The sequence below is a fragment of the Ensifer meliloti genome (assembly GCF_030064585.1).
Lineage (GTDB): Bacteria > Pseudomonadota > Alphaproteobacteria > Rhizobiales > Rhizobiaceae > Sinorhizobium > Sinorhizobium meliloti.
In genome coordinates this window covers 576,990-590,893 of record NZ_CP120364.1, presented here as the reverse complement: position 1 = coordinate 590,893, position 13,904 = coordinate 576,990, and the positions used below count along the sequence as shown (strand labels likewise).

The following is a 13,904-nucleotide window of genomic DNA, read 5'->3' as shown; positions in this document are numbered from 1 at the left end:
GCCGCAATTCAAGCGGCGCAACTTCAAATTGCTCCTGTTTTTTCATGCTAGCCGCGGAGTGGCGAGTTGGAAAGGAGATTGTGTCCGCAAATCAGTCAGGTAGGGCGCTCCCACGGTTCATCGGAGCCGGTTGCAGGCGCGCACATGATTCGAGGTCGGTCCGACCTAAAATCGGCGCGATCTAGCGGACGAAGTAGCCCTTCTCCAGCGTGACGGCGTCATCCAGATGTATGGCGAAGTCCGCTTTCCTGTCGCCGTTCACGTCGCCGTCGATGTAGGTGTCGGAGACATCCCGGACGTAACGCCGACAGTGGCTACTGTTAATGTAACCAGATCGATAGGATTGGAGCGGTCTGTGACATCGCAAAGCGGTGCAGTTGCTTGCCCTGGGATTTTTGGCAATGTCTTCGCCTGCCGCGAAAGGCGCGATGAAGCCAAGCGGAGCGGAAATGCAAAAGCCACCCGACTACGAACGGGCCGTGAGATCGGAATTCGAGGCAGTACGGGCGGAAAATACCATGCAAGCCTACGAACGCTTTATCCGCCGTTATCCCGGCCATCCCCTCATTGGAGATGCCCGTAAGGCGATATCGCGTCTGCAGGGGCGGTAAGGCGGGCCGGGTCGAAACCCTTCCTGGAAGCGCTCAGATCGTTTCTTCGTTCTCTTTTGCCCTGAGCAACATGCCGAACAGGTCGCGCGGATCGTCGGGATCGGCGATCATGTCGAGATTCTGGTAGAAATCCGTTCCGGGAAGGCGGGCTCGCACGTAGCGGAGCGCCGAGAAATCCTCGATGGCGAAGCCGACGCTGTCGAAGAGGGTGATCTGGCGGGCATCGCGGCGGCCCTGCGCCTCGCCGGTGACGACCTTCCAGAGTTCGGTAACCGGAAAGTCCGGCGCCATCTGCTGGATCTCACCCTCGATGCGGGTCTGTGGCGGGTATTCGACGAAGACGTCCGAGCGCTTCAGGATATCGCGATGCAATTCCGTTTTGCCGGGACAATCGCCGCCGATTGCGTTGATGTGGACGCCGGCGCCGACCATGTTGTCGGTGAGGATCGTGGCGAACTGCTTGTCGGCCGTACAGGTGGTAACGATCTCCGCGCCTTCGATCGCTTCCTGGGCGGACCTGCACGACAGGATCTTGAGGCCGGAACCGTCGAGGTTGCGGGCGGCCTTCTCCGTTGCCCGAGGGTCGATATCGTAGAGCCGGATGGTGTCGATGCCGCAGACGGCCTTCATCGCCAGCGCCTGGAACTCGGCCTGGGCACCGTTGCCGATCATCGCCATCGTGCGCGCACCCTTCGGTGCCAGGTGCCGTGCGGCCATCGCCGAGGTTGCGGCGGTTCTAAGCGCCGTCAGTATCGTCATCTCGGTGAGCAGTGCGGGATAGCCTGTCGAAACCTCGGCGAGCAGCCCGAAGGCGGTCACCGTCTGCAGCCCCTCGGCGGTGTTCTTCGGGTGGCCGTTGACATATTTGAAGCTGTAGACCCTGCCGTCGGAGGTCGGCATCAGTTCGATGACGCCGTCGCGCGAATGGCTGGCAACGCGCGGGGTCTTGTCGAAGCTCTCCCAGCGGCGGAAATCCGCCTCGATGGTGTCCGTGAGCTCTGCCAGAACCGTTTCGATGCCCAGGTGATGAACGAGGCGCATCATGTTGTCGACGCTGACGAAGGGCACCATGGCCTTGGCTGAAGGAAGCGGGGAGAACATGGAGATTCCTCTTGGCGGCTTGCTGTACTCCAGGACAGGGTAGCGATTGCGCGCGCTGGTCGAAAGCGCAAACATGTGCTATTTTCGGCACCGAATTGAGCAATTTTTCCACTCGGATCGTGCAATATGAGCAGAACAGGAGTTGGCGATTCAGCAGTTGCAAAATACACCCCGGATGATCTGGACCGCCGGATCATTGCGCATCTGCGCGCCGACGGGCGGGCATCGCTTTCCAAACTTTCCGACGCGCTGGGCGTGGCGCGCGGCACCGTGCAAAATCGCCTGGATCGCCTGCTCGAGACCGGGACGCTTCTCGGGTTCACGGTGCGCGTCAGGGAAGACTACGACGTCAACACCGTTCATGCGGTGATGATGATCGAGGTTGTGGGGAAGTCGACGACGCAGGTGGTTCGCAGACTGCGCGGCATGCCCGAGATCTACACGCTGCACACCACAAACGGCAACTGGGATCTGGTGGCCAACATACGCGCGGCCAATCTCTCCGAATTCGACCGGATCCTGCGCGAGGTGCGGATGATCGACGGTGTGGCCAACAGCGAGACCAGTCTCCTGTTGAGCAGCGTCTGACCGGCAGGAGCCGAGTACGGGCAGATCGGGACGATTGAAAGCCGGGTCCATCCCCGTTAGGTTGCGCCCGCATTCAATGAAGGTTTTTGTGGGGGTTGGCTTGGCGGGCCGTCGAACTTGTTTTCTGTTGGCCTGTGTTCTCATGACGCCGGCGGCCGCCCGGGCCGAATGGCAGGTGGTCGAAAATGTCAAGACTTACGCGATCACCGGGCAGTCCGGACCGGAGCTCTACGCTTCCATCGGCGAACGAGGACCGCAGGTGGGCGGCCTCGGGCGCGCGATCGCCCATACGAGCTTCAAGCTCACCTGGAGGCGGAAATACGAGGAGCGAGACGGCGCGTGCGTGCTCGCCTCGGCGCTGCCGAAGCTCACCATCACCTATACGCTGCCGAAGCTTGCCGGAAAGCTGCCGGCCAATATTGAGGCGCACTGGCAGACCTTCATCGCCGGCGTGAGAAAGCATGAGCTGGTGCATGGCGACTTCATCAAGGAGATGGTGAGCGCCATCGAGGCCGCCACCGTGGGCCTCACCGTTGCCGACGATCCCCAATGCCGCAAGATCAAATCCGAAATGACCAAGCGGCTCGGCGAAATCTCCCGCGCGCAAAGACAGAAGAGCCGCGACTTCGACAGGGCCGAGCTCAGCGACGGCGGTAATGTTCACCAGCTCATCCTCAATCTCGTCAACGGCGGCTGATGCGCGTGGCAGTTCGTTCGAGGCGGTGCGCTTCAGGCTTTGACCGAAAGGCAACACTTCTGCGCAAAAGTAAGTTGTTGCCGAGCCTGCCTCCGAATTGTCTCAATGCAACGAAAACGTGAGCCCGCCTGAGTGGCAGGCATAGCGGCACGAAATCTTTCCGTGCAGCTGACATTACTGAATTTGTTTCGGACGATCGGCCGGGGTTTCTGCCGATGATGAGCCGAAAAGGAGAAGATGCATGAAAAAGACTCTCGCCATGGCGTTTTCCGCGGCCGCGATCGCGTTTGCCGCCGCAGGCGCCAATGCCGCCGATCTGACCTATCAGGAGCCGGCGCCGCCGCCGGCGGTGCAGGACGCGCGCGGCGGTGTGAAGATCGGCTATCTGGAATGCGACATCGGCGGCGGCGCCGGCTACGTGCTCGGTTCGTCCAAAGAGGTCGAGTGCGCTTTCCGGTCGCTGGGCGGCGATCTGATCGAGGATCGCTACACGGGAGAAATTCGCAAACTCGGGATCGATGTGGGTTTCACGATGCGCAGCCGGTTGATCTGGGCCGTGTTCGCGCCGACGGCAGGCTACCACCATGGTTCCCTGAGCGGTATCTATAAGGGCGCGAGCGCCGAGGCGACGCTCGGTGCGGGTGTCGGCGCCAATGTCCTCGTCGGCGGCACCTCCGGCTCTATCCACCTCCAGACGGTCAGCGTCACCGGCCAGCTCGGCCTCAACGTCGCGGCCGCGGGCACGTCGATGACCCTCAACTCCGCGAATTGATGTCTTGGCCGGCGCGGCCGTCACGCCGCGCCGGGACCGATCTCCTCACCGACCTCCACAAAATCACCAGCATACCCACCGTCATGGCCGCGAGACCGTACCAGGTGACGGCATAAACGAGGTGATTGTTGGGGAAGACGACGCGCGTCAGTCCGCCGACGGGAAGCCCCCGTCGATTCGGGCTAGCATCCGCGTCAACGAAGTAGGGCGCGACCTCGGAGAGGCCACGCGCCGCAGCGATCCCACCCACGTCGCGCGAGTACCAACGGTTTTCCCCAGGTCTGTTCGACTGCAGGAGCGAGCCGTTCGGCTCGTCCATGCGCATGAGGCCGGTGACCTTCGCTTCGCCCTCGATCTGGCCTTCCCGCCGCGTCGCCGCCTCACGCCTCTCCGTCGGTACGAAGCCGCGGTTCACGAGCACGGTCGTCCCATCGGCAGCCGCAAGGGGCGTCACAACCCAATAGCCGGCGCCGCGTTCGGTTGCGGCATAGACCAGCGTTTCCTTGTCGTTGAGGAAGCGGCCCTGGAGAGCGACGCGCCGGTATTCGTCTCGCGCGGCGTTGACGTTCAGCCAGTCATTGCGGGGTGGCACAGGCACGGGTGCCGCGTGGACGCGCTCCTCGACCCGGGCGATCAGGTCGACCTTCCAGGAGAGGCGCTTGAGCTGCCACGTGCCGAGCGCAGCAAAAGCCGCGATGAGCAGGAGGCCGAGGACGCTGAGGATCGCAAGCGAGAGCCGGGAGTGCGGGCTGGACGTGAGTTCGGTGTCGCTCATGACGTTCCTGCTTCGAAGCGGAACCAATATGATCTCAGAGGCTTGCGCCCCCCTCATCCGGCTGCCGCCACCTTCTCCCGCGAGCGGGGAGAAGGGACAAGCGGCGAGCACCGTCGCCACCAGGGCCGCCGACGTTTCTCCGGGGCACGTCCCTCTCCCCGCTTGCGGGGAGAGGATTAGGGTGAGGGTCGAAGTCCCGATTCACGGCATGTTCTTCATCATTTCCGGGCTCATCGGCATCATGTTCGTGTTCAGATGATGCATGACCCAGAGCGAGCCGGAAAGCGCGATGGCGACGAGAAGGATCGTGAAGATCAGCGCCATCATCGTCCAGCCGCCTTCCGAGCGGGTGTTCATGTGCAGGAAGAAGATCATGTGGACGACGATCTGGAGGGCGCCGAGAGCCATGATGATCGCGGCGGTGAGGACGGCGCTGTCGAGAACGTCGGCCATCACCAGCCAGAAGGGGATCGCGGTCAGGATGACGGAGAGGACGAAGCCGGTCACGTAGCTCTTCAGCGTTCCATGTCCCGCGTCGTGACCATGGCTGTGGCCGTGATGGGTCTCGAAAGCGTCCTCGTGCGAAGGTGCGTGCGTACTCATCCGAGAACTCCCATAAGATAGACGAAGGAAAAGACGCCGATCCAGACGACGTCGAGGAAGTGCCAGAACATCGAAAGGCACATGAGGCGGCGCTTGTTTTCCGGGATCAGCCCGCGCTTTGCGATCTGCGCCATGAGCACGAACATCCAGCCGATGCCGGCGGTCACGTGCAGGCCGTGCGTGCCGACGAGCGTGAAGAAGGAGGACAGGAAGGCGCTGCGCTGCGGTCCGGCGCCCTCATGGATCAGATGCGCGAACTCGTAGAGCTCGAGCCCGACGAAGGCGATGCCGAAGAGCGCGGTGACCGCCATCCAGGCGAGCGTCGTTTTTTTCTCGTAACGTTCCATCGCCAGCATGGCGAAGCCGTAGGTGATCGAGGAGAACAGCAGCATCGACGTGTTCACCGCGACGAGCGGCAGGTCGAAGAGATCGGCGGGCGAGGGGCCTGCGGCATAGTTGCGGCCGAGAACCGCATGGGTGGCGAAGAGAACCGCGAAGATCAGGCAGTCGCTCATCAGATAGAGCCAGAAGCCGAGCATCGTGCTCCCTTCGGGGTGATGCTCCTCCGTCAGGTAGAAGATCGGCGCCTGGCCCTCATCGAGCGCGCGTTCGGTTTGGAACTCGGTCATGCTTGCACCTTGGCGGCAAGCGCTTCGGTCCGCTTGCCCTCTGTGTCGGCGACGACATTTGCGGGAATGTGGAAGTCGCGGTCATAGTTGAAGGTGTGACCGATGGCGATCGCCGCCATGGCGACGAAGGAGAGGATCACCAGCCACCACATGTACCAGACCATGGCGAAGGCGAAGACGACGCTGATCGCCCCGAGGATGACGCCTGTGCCGGTGTTCTTCGGCATGTGGATCGGCTTGAAGCCTGCAAGTGGTCGGCTGTGGCCGCGCTTTTTCATGTCCCACCAGGAGTCCTGATCGTGGACGAGCGGGGTGAAGGCGAAGTTGTAATCCGGTGGTGGCGAGGCGGTCGACCACTCGAGCGTGCGCCCGTCCCAGGGGTCGCCGGTCGTGTCGCGCAGCTCTTCGCGTCTCACGAAGCTGACGACGAGCTGGATCAGCATCGACAGGATGCCGAGTGCGATCAGGAAGGCGCCGAAGGCCGCGATGACGAACCAGATCTGCAGCGAGGGATCCTCGAACTGGCTGACGCGGCGCGTGACCCCCATGAGCCCGAGCACGTAGAGCGGCATGAAGGCGAAGTAGAAGCCGGTCAGCCAGAACCAGAAGGACATCTTTCCCCAGAAGGCGTCGAGCCTGAATCCGAAGGCCTTCGGGAACCAGTAGACGACGCCTGCCATCAGCCCGAAGACGACGCCGCCTATGATGACATTGTGGAAGTGGGCGATGAGGAACAGCGAATTGTGCAGCACGAAATCGGCCGGCGGGACGGCAAGCAGGACGCCGGTCATGCCGCCGAGGACGAAGGTCACCATGAAACCGATGGTCCACAGCATCGGCACCTCGTAGCGGATGCGGCCGCGATACATGGTGAAGAGCCAGTTGAACATCTTCGCTCCGGTCGGGATCGAGATGATCATCGTCGTGATGCCAAAGAAGGCGTTGACGCTCGCACCCGAGCCCATGGTGAAGAAGTGGTGCAGCCAGACGATGTAGGAGAGGATGGTGATGACGACCGTCGCATAGACCATCGAGGCATAGCCGAAGAGCCGCTTGCCGCAGAAGGTCGCGACGACTTCCGAGAAGATGCCGAAGGCCGGCAGGATGAGGATATAGACCTCCGGATGGCCCCAGATCCAGATGAGGTTGACATACATCATCGGATTGCCGCCGAGGTCGTTGGTGAAGAAGTTCGTGCCGGCGTAGCGGTCGAGCGTAAGCAGCGCCAGCGTGGCGGTCAGCACCGGAAAGGTTGCGACGATCAGCACGTTGGTGCAGAGCGACGTCCAGGTGAAGACCGGCATCTTCATCATCGTCATGCCGGGGGCGCGCATCTTCACGATGGTGGCGATGAGGTTTATCCCCGACAGCGTCGTTCCGATGCCGGCGATCTGCAGGCCCCAGATGTAATAGTCGACCCCGACGCCGGGGCTGTAGTCCGCGCCCGACAGCGGCGGATAGGCAAGCCATCCGGTCCGCGCGAACTCGCCGACGAAGAGCGACAGCATGATGATGATCGCGCCGGCCGTCGTCATCCAGAAGGAGAAATTGTTGAGGAAGGGGAAGGAGACGTCGCGCGCGCCGATCTGCAGCGGCACGACGAAGTTCATCAGCCCTGTCACGAAGGGCATCGCCATGAAGAAGATCATGATGACGCCGTGCGCGGTGAAGACCTGGTCATAATGATGCGGCGGCAGGTAGCCTTCCGAGCCACCGAAGGCCATCGCCTGCTGCAGCCGCATCATTATCGCGTCGGAAAATCCGCGCAGCAGCATCACCAGCGCGAGAATGATGTACATGATGCCGATCTTCTTGTGGTCGACGCTCGTCAGCCAGTCGCGCCACAGCGTCCCCCAGAAGCGGTAATAGGTGATGAGCCCGATCAGCGCGATGCCGCCGAGCGCGACGGCGAGAAAGGTCACGACGAGGATCGGCTCGTGATAAGGGATCGCGTCGAGGGTAAGCCGGCCGAAGATGAGCTTAAGAAAATCTGGATCGGAGAACATGGGAAACCTGTTCAATCGTGCGCAACGCGCCGTGTTCAATGGTTGAGCTGCGGCGGTGCCGGATCGCTCTGATGGTTCATGCCCGGCATCGAGTGTCCCTCGTGTCCTCCCATGGGCATATCGTGCTGCATCGGCTCCTCGGCGCCGGTGCCCTGCGGCTCCTGCTGGCTGCGCGCGGGTGTGCCCGTCGCCGGGTGCGTTGCGGCCGGTGCTCCTTCCGCCAGGGAATGCCTGTTGTCGTATTCCAGCTTTTCCCGGTTCTCGGCGCTCTCCTTGCCGGCGCCCCCCATCATGTCGATGTGCATCATCTGCTCCATGCACATCTTGCCGGGTGCGACGCATAGATTGAGGATTGCCCGATACAAGCCGTCCTCGACCGCGGCGTAATAGCGGACCGGCTCCCTTTCGCTCGGCTTTTCGAGCTTCAGATAGGCGTCGCGGTTGAGCGCGGTTCCCTGCGCCTTCACCCGCGCCACCCAATCGTCGAAGCCCTGCCGGTCGAGCCCGTGGAACTTGAAGCGCATGTGAGAGAAGCCGTCGCCGCTGTAATTGGCCGAGAAGCCTTCATATTCGCCCGGCTTGTTGATCACCGCGTGGAGCTTCGTTTCCATGCCCGGCATCGCATAGATCTGGCCGGCAAGGGCCGGAATATAGAAGGAGTTCATCACCGAGGAGGCGGTGATCTTGAAATGGATCGGAACGTCGACGGGCGCTGCGAGCTCGTTGACGGTCGCGACCCCGAGGTCGGGATAGAAGAACAGCCATTTCCAGTCGAGCGCCACGACCTCGACGGTTAGCGGTCTGGCGTCCGCGGGTACCGCCCTTTCCGCGTCCAGCCGGTCGAGCGGGCGATAGGGATCGAGCTTGTGCGTGCTGATCCAGGTAATCGCCCCGAGCGCGATGATGATCGCAAGCGGTGCCGACCAGATCACCACCTCGAGCGCCGTCGAGTGGTGCCACTCCGGATCGTAGGTGGCGCTCGTGTTGGACCGCCGATACCGCCAGGCGAAGAAAAGCGTCAGGAAAACGACCGGGACGATGATCAGCAGCATGAGGATCGTCGATATGACGATCAGATCGCGTTGCTGCGCAGCGATATCGCCGGATGGCGACATCACCACCATGTCGCATCCCGCCATCACGAAGAACAGCGGCAAAACGGCGAGGCGGCGGGAAAACTTCAACAGTTCTGGCACGGCTCGAAGCTCTATTTGTTTCGACCGCCCTGCGACTAAAGTAGAGTGGAGGGGAAAGGTATGAGGTCGATGGTCGCACTGCAGCAATCCGCCGCAGTCGTTTTGCGCCGCAGCATCTTCCGGCGCTTGCAGACAGTGCGGGCGTGAAACGGCAATATTTCGCGTTTCTCCCCTTGATATGAGCGGTTGATTGGTCAAGATCCCTCCAAGGGAGCCTTGCGCTCTCATCTTGAGAGTTCGAGCGGGTGCGGCGGAACACCGCATGTTCTTAGCCCCCGTGCGAGTGCGGGAGCGTTTGATGAGCAGTGCAATGCAACAATCCTTGGGACCGTCGTCCTCTGCGATGGAGCGCGACGCGCGGCGCATCCACGACGACACGCCCGTATCTGCCGGAAATATTGCCATCGGCGTCGTCATCGGCCGGGCAGCGGAATTCTTCGACTTCTTCGTCTATGGCATCGCCTCGGTGGTCGTTTTTCCGCAGCTCTTCTTTCCTTTCGCCCCCGATCGGCTGACGGCGACGCTCTACTCCTTCGCCATTTTTTCGCTCGCCTTCGTTGCAAGACCGGTCGGTTCGCTGGTCTTCATGGCCATCGACCGGACTTACGGCCGAGGCGTCAAGCTGACGATCGCACTTTTCCTCCTCGGAGGCTCGACGGCCTCGATTGCCTTCCTGCCGGGCTATGCGACGCTCGGCGCTTGGTCCATCGTGCTGCTTGCCGTCTTTCGTCTCGGTCAGGGATTTGCGCTTGGCGGCGCATGGGACGGGCTCGCCTCGCTTCTCGCTCTGAACGCGCCGCAGCACCATCGCGGCTGGTACGCGATGATTCCGCAGCTGGGCGCGCCACTCGGCTTCATGCTCGCCAGCGCCCTCTTCGCCTATTTTCTCGTTTCGATTTCGGAAGCGGACTTTCTCGCCTGGGGTTGGCGCTACCCGTTCTTCGTAGCCTTTGCGATCAACGTCGTCGCGCTGTTCACCCGCCTGCGGCTCGTCATGACGAAGGAATTCGGAACGCTGCTCGACGTGCACGAGCTTCAGGCGGCCCGGGTCACGGAAGTGCTCAGGGTAAATGGAGGCAACGTCCTCGTCGGCGCCTTCGTCCCGCTTGCAAGCTTCGCTCTCTTCCATCTGGTGACCGTGTTTCCGCTCAGCTGGGTGGAAATCTACACGGATCATGGCGCAAGTTCGTTCTTGATGGTGCAGTTCCTCGGCGCGGTCTGCGGCATCCTCGCCATCATCGCTTCCGGGCTGATTGCCGATCGTATCGGCCGGCGCAATCACCTCGGAATTTGCGCGGTCCTGATCGCGATCTTCAGCTTCGTCGCCCCGATGCTGCTCCAGGCTGGCGCCACCGGTCGCGATGTCTTCGTGATCGTCGGTTTCACGATCCTCGGCCTCTCCTTCGGCCAGGCCGCCGGAGCCGTTGCCTCGCGCTTCGGCAAGGCCTACCGCTACACGGGGGCGGCGCTCACCTCGGATCTGTCCTGGCTGATCGGCGCAGGCTTTGCGCCGCTGGTCGCACTGGGGCTGACCAGCCGCTTCGGGCTCGCCTTCGCAGGCTACTATCTTCTCTCCGGCGCCCTTTGCACGATCCTCGCGCTGGTCTTCAGCAAGAAACTGGAGATCGACAACGAATAGAGCGAAGCAGAGCGGGACGGAAAGCGCCTTCGTTCCCGTCCCGCCATGCGCCCCGACCTTCCGTCATTGTTTCCGCTCCCCGTCAGAACCGTAAAGCTCGCTCGAGCGGCGGAACATAATCGAGTCTCGCCGGTTCCGGCAGCGACGCGCGGTGCGGGAGCGAACTGGTTCCGTGCATTGCGGTGAGTGCCATGCACTGAAAGGAGAAAGGAGCCATGCCTGCAAAGTCGAAGGCGCAGCAGAAGGCCGCCGGCGCGGCCCTTGCCGCCAAACGAGGCGAGAAGAAGAAGAGCGAACTCAAGGGCGCCTCTCGGGGCATGGAAGAGTCCATGACCGAAAAGGAACTCGAGGAAATGGCCTCGACCAAGCGCAAGGGAAAGAAGGAACACGTCTCGGACAAGTAACCGCGCATGCTGAAAGCGCGGTGCGCTTGCGGAACGCGCCGGCAAACGGTATTCGGGGCCGAGGTATAAAGTTTCCGGTTTACCCTCACGGTCGGAAGAATGTTTCAGCTCACCAGGGCTGCAGCCCTTTCACGCCCGCCGTTTTGATGATTTACAGCGCTAAGCGGGAACAATATTCTGTAGCAGGATCCGGGTCGTGATTAAGGACGGGCGAATGGACGATAGCAGGGCTTCCGCGGATGCGGACGCGGAAAAAGCCATTGACGAGCGGATTGCATCGCTCGTCCAGAAGATGCGCAAGGAAGCGGTCCCGGAGCGACTTCTCGAACTGGCGCGGGAGTTGCAAAAAGCCCTTGACGAGCGGAAGCGCTGACCGGAAGCCGGTTTGCCAGGACGGAGCCGCTCGTCCGCTCAGTTCAGCGGGTTTCCATGCATTTGCGCCGTCAGTTCGTCGCGTGCCCGGCTGAGCCGGCTCTTGATCGTACCGATCGCGCAGTCGCATATGTCAGCGGCTTCCTTGTAGCTCATTCCGAACCCGGCAACGAGCACGAGGACTTCGCGGTGCTCCGGTGAAAGAGCCCCAAGCGCGCTGCGTAGCTCGCCGTTGAGGACGGACCACTCCTGCGCCGGCGCGGTTGGAATCGGCAATTCGGCGCAATTGGTGCTCCCCGGGCTTTCCCGCGTGCGAATCTTGTACTGCGTGCGAAACGCATTGCGCATGATCGTGAACAGCCAGGACTTGAGGCTCGTGCCGGGCTCGAACTGCTCGATGCTTCTCAGCGCCCGGAGCAATGTCTCCTGTACGAGGTCGTCGGCCTCGAACGACGCTGACGTGAACGTACGAGCGAACGCCCGCAGAGCGGGAATCAGATCGACGACTTGCTCCTCAAGCAGCGGTGATTGTTGCGATACGTGACCGCCGATAGCAGGCATGTCGAATATTGCCCTTCTGCCTATGAAGATTTCTCGTGACGTTAGGAAATGCCTTTCCGGCCCTTTGGTTCCTGAGGCCCTGGGGATATTTCCCGGACGCGCTTCAATCCGGCACCTGATCGTACGGCCGTTCACGCGGAGATACGCCGCAATCCGCCGCTCGGCCACGGGAACCAAAAGCGACATCACCAGTTTGAGTGGTCTAGGGACATCCAGTTGAGTGGAAGGAGAACGCCATGAAGAGACTTGCCTCTATGACTGCTGCCCTGCTTTTGATCGGTTCGTCAGCCGTCGCGCAGACGACGGTCGTCCTGCCGGGCGAAGTAAGAACCTATGTGATGGAGCAGAACACGCCTTCTATCGCGTACGAAGGTGAGATCGTGGTCGGGCAACCGATTCCGGAAACGGTGGAGATCCACACGATTCCGGACCAGCCCGATTTTGCCTATGCCATCGTCAACGATAAGCGCGTTGTCGTAAATCCGAAGACGCACACGGTCGTGGAAGTCTTGCAGTAGACTTGCGCATCTGACGGAGACGCGGCGCTGTAGGTGCGCAGCATGCATGCGCAAGCCTGCTTCGTCCGGCTCCTATCCCCTGAATCACGAGCGTGGCGGCCGGCGCCGCCACGCAAGCCCTTGGGGGCAACATGGAAAATCAAAGCATTGAGTTTCGGCTGGCGGCGCAAAGAGAAATCCTTGTTGCCGTTCTATCTGCGCTTTACCGCCACAAGGACGTCTGGGCGGAGATCAACCGCGCCCTGGAAAACGTCCCGATCGTTCAGGATCACGAAGAAGATCCCGGCGTCGTACCCTCGGAAGCCTTTGCCAGGCAGAACGCGATGACGACGGAAATCGCTTCCATCCTCCAGGATGCGAGGGCCCGGACGGATCTGGACCCTGAGCCGCCTTGAGACGGCTGCCCAAGGGCAATTAGACCGGAACCCCTTCTACCTTCGTGCGTTAAGGAAAAGGCTGCGTTTTCAGCCCCCGCATGTCCACGCAAGAGAAGGGAGCGTATCGTGCGCGTTCGACTGAAACAGAAGCGTCCGAAATTTGCCCGGCCGCCTGAAAATCCAAATCCGAAGAAACCTGGGCGGAATACCTGGCAACCTCAGGTTATTGTCCCCTACCGGGTCGACCTCACTCTCAAGAAGTCGACGGCAGATGAAGTGGCAGTTCCGGCCTCAATCAATGGGAGGAGTCTCATCGATGGCCGGCCATGAGGACAAGATGGTCCGTGTTCGGGATGTAATGTCTCGGCAGGTTTTCACCGTTTCGCCCACCGATACGGCGCAATCCGTCGCCCGGCTGATGGCCGAGACAGGGGTTGGCGCGGTGCCGGTGGAAACGCCGGGTGTCGGAACGATCCTCGGGATCGTCACGGATCGCGACATAGTCACCTCCGTCGTCGCGCAGGGGCTGTCCAGTTCGACGGCCGTGTTCGAGTTCATGACGGTCGCCGCCGAATCCTGCGAGGAGGATGACAGCCTCCTGCTTGCCGCCCAGAAGATGCACGACCTGCGCATCCGACGTCTCGTCGTCGTCAACGGCAAGCGACACGCGGCCGGGATCGTGGCTCTTGCGGACATCCGCCGGGTCAATCCGGAACTAGGCGGTCTCGTTCTCGAGGGGATCAACCGGCCTGCCCCCGTCGATACCCAACTTGAAGGAATGTCGACATGCTGACGCAGGATCGTCTCTGGAGCGAAGCGGTGATTCTGGAGGCGGGTGAAAACCGCGTCCTCCGGGTACAAAGCACCCGTGATGCTTTTCTTTGCCTCAAGAATCACTGGCCGATTGCCGACGGAAAAGCAAAGCGCCATGCCTTCACAGCCTGCGAGCGCGTGATCGACGGGGATGACGAGCCCGATGTCGCACGTGCCGCCTTCATCAAGGCCGCCGAGGAAGCGCAGTTCAGCGTACACAGCTGGACCGGGTGATCGATCCG

17 protein-coding genes are annotated in these 13,904 nt (G+C 61.7%); 10 read left to right on the top strand and 7 right to left on the bottom strand.

Going from position 1 to position 13,904, the window contains the following annotated elements; genetic code table 11:
* Positions 1-644: 644 nt before the first annotated feature.
* Positions 645-1,712 (bottom strand): ornithine cyclodeaminase, encoded by a 1,068-nt coding sequence (locus tag PZL22_RS02685; RefSeq protein ID WP_003526315.1) that lies wholly within the window; start codon positions 1,710-1,712, stop codon positions 645-647.
* A gap of 126 nt (positions 1,713-1,838) precedes the next feature.
* Between PZL22_RS02685 and PZL22_RS02680 the strand changes: the two genes are divergently transcribed.
* The 3 genes from PZL22_RS02680 (at position 1,839) to PZL22_RS02670 (ending at position 3,769) form a co-directional block, all read left to right on the top strand.
* A complete protein-coding gene (locus PZL22_RS02680; RefSeq protein ID WP_003526314.1) occupies positions 1,839-2,300 on the top strand; it encodes an Lrp/AsnC family transcriptional regulator in 462 nt (153 codons plus the stop codon).
* Between the two features lie 76 nt (positions 2,301-2,376).
* Positions 2,377-2,997 (top strand): DUF922 domain-containing Zn-dependent protease, encoded by a 621-nt coding sequence (locus tag PZL22_RS02675; protein WP_284718448.1) that lies wholly within the window; start codon positions 2,377-2,379, stop codon positions 2,995-2,997.
* A gap of 241 nt (positions 2,998-3,238) precedes the next feature.
* Positions 3,239-3,769, top strand: a complete 531-nt coding sequence (locus PZL22_RS02670; protein WP_003526310.1) for a DUF992 domain-containing protein — start codon at positions 3,239-3,241, stop codon at positions 3,767-3,769.
* Here the strand turns inward: PZL22_RS02670 and PZL22_RS02665 are convergent.
* The 5 genes from PZL22_RS02665 to cyoA form a co-directional block, all read right to left on the bottom strand.
* Positions 3,753-4,544, bottom strand: coding sequence for an SURF1 family protein (locus tag PZL22_RS02665; RefSeq protein WP_003526308.1), 792 nt, complete (start codon positions 4,542-4,544; stop codon positions 3,753-3,755). The two genes, PZL22_RS02670 and PZL22_RS02665, sit on opposite strands and share 17 nt — an antisense overlap.
* 201 nt (positions 4,545-4,745) lie before the next feature.
* The gene (gene cyoD, locus PZL22_RS02660) at positions 4,746-5,147 is read right to left on the bottom strand and encodes a cytochrome o ubiquinol oxidase subunit IV (protein ID WP_127594830.1); all 402 of its coding nucleotides are present in this window, start codon (positions 5,145-5,147) and stop codon (positions 4,746-4,748) included.
* Positions 5,144-5,776: a cytochrome o ubiquinol oxidase subunit III gene (gene cyoC, locus PZL22_RS02655; RefSeq protein ID WP_033048291.1), complete on the bottom strand. Its 633-nt coding sequence runs from the start codon at positions 5,774-5,776 to the stop codon at positions 5,144-5,146. Before cyoC ends, cyoD begins: the two co-directional genes overlap by 4 nt.
* Positions 5,773-7,782, bottom strand: a complete 2,010-nt coding sequence (gene cyoB, locus PZL22_RS02650; protein ID WP_127594832.1) for a cytochrome o ubiquinol oxidase subunit I — start codon at positions 7,780-7,782, stop codon at positions 5,773-5,775. Before cyoB ends, cyoC begins: the two co-directional genes overlap by 4 nt.
* Positions 7,783-7,817: 35 nt before the next feature.
* Positions 7,818-8,978 (bottom strand): ubiquinol oxidase subunit II, encoded by a 1,161-nt coding sequence (gene cyoA, locus PZL22_RS02645; RefSeq protein ID WP_127594834.1) that lies wholly within the window; start codon positions 8,976-8,978, stop codon positions 7,818-7,820.
* 298 nt (positions 8,979-9,276) lie between these two features.
* On the opposite strand from cyoA, the gene PZL22_RS02640 reads away from it, so the two are divergent.
* The 3 genes from PZL22_RS02640 to PZL22_RS02630 all read left to right on the top strand — a co-directional run bounded on the left by PZL22_RS02640 (position 9,277) and on the right by PZL22_RS02630 (position 11,394).
* On the top strand, positions 9,277-10,617 hold the full coding sequence (locus PZL22_RS02640; RefSeq protein WP_127515740.1) for an MFS transporter: 1,341 nt from the start codon (positions 9,277-9,279) through the stop codon (positions 10,615-10,617).
* 215 nt (positions 10,618-10,832) lie between these two features.
* Positions 10,833-11,021, top strand: coding sequence for a DUF3008 family protein (locus PZL22_RS02635; protein WP_003526298.1), 189 nt, complete (start codon positions 10,833-10,835; stop codon positions 11,019-11,021).
* 214 nt (positions 11,022-11,235) lie between these two features.
* Positions 11,236-11,394 carry a hypothetical protein gene (locus PZL22_RS02630; protein ID WP_164819047.1) on the top strand — a complete coding sequence of 53 codons (159 nt, stop codon included), beginning with the start codon at positions 11,236-11,238 and terminating at the stop codon, positions 11,392-11,394.
* 38 nt (positions 11,395-11,432) lie between these two features.
* Here the strand turns inward: PZL22_RS02630 and PZL22_RS02625 are convergent, their stop codons facing one another.
* Entirely contained in the window at positions 11,433-11,954 is a 522-nt protein-coding gene (locus tag PZL22_RS02625; protein WP_003526296.1) for a sigma-70 family RNA polymerase sigma factor, read from the bottom strand.
* A 236-nt stretch (positions 11,955-12,190) separates the two neighbouring features.
* On the opposite strand from PZL22_RS02625, the gene PZL22_RS02620 reads away from it, so the two are divergent.
* From PZL22_RS02620 to PZL22_RS02605, 4 genes are all read left to right on the top strand, one after another.
* Positions 12,191-12,472 (top strand): DUF1236 domain-containing protein, encoded by a 282-nt coding sequence (locus tag PZL22_RS02620; RefSeq protein ID WP_003526290.1) that lies wholly within the window; start codon positions 12,191-12,193, stop codon positions 12,470-12,472.
* Between the two features lie 131 nt (positions 12,473-12,603).
* On the top strand, positions 12,604-12,867 hold the full coding sequence (locus PZL22_RS02615) for a hypothetical protein (protein WP_033048306.1): 264 nt from the start codon (positions 12,604-12,606) through the stop codon (positions 12,865-12,867).
* Between the two features lie 298 nt (positions 12,868-13,165).
* Positions 13,166-13,642, top strand: a complete 477-nt coding sequence (locus PZL22_RS02610; protein WP_284718447.1) for a CBS domain-containing protein — start codon at positions 13,166-13,168, stop codon at positions 13,640-13,642.
* Complete coding sequence (locus PZL22_RS02605) at positions 13,636-13,896, top strand: DUF982 domain-containing protein (protein WP_003526287.1); 261 nt, start codon at positions 13,636-13,638, stop codon at positions 13,894-13,896. Before PZL22_RS02610 ends, PZL22_RS02605 begins: the two co-directional genes overlap by 7 nt.
* The last annotated feature ends 8 nt before the right edge of the window (positions 13,897-13,904 follow it).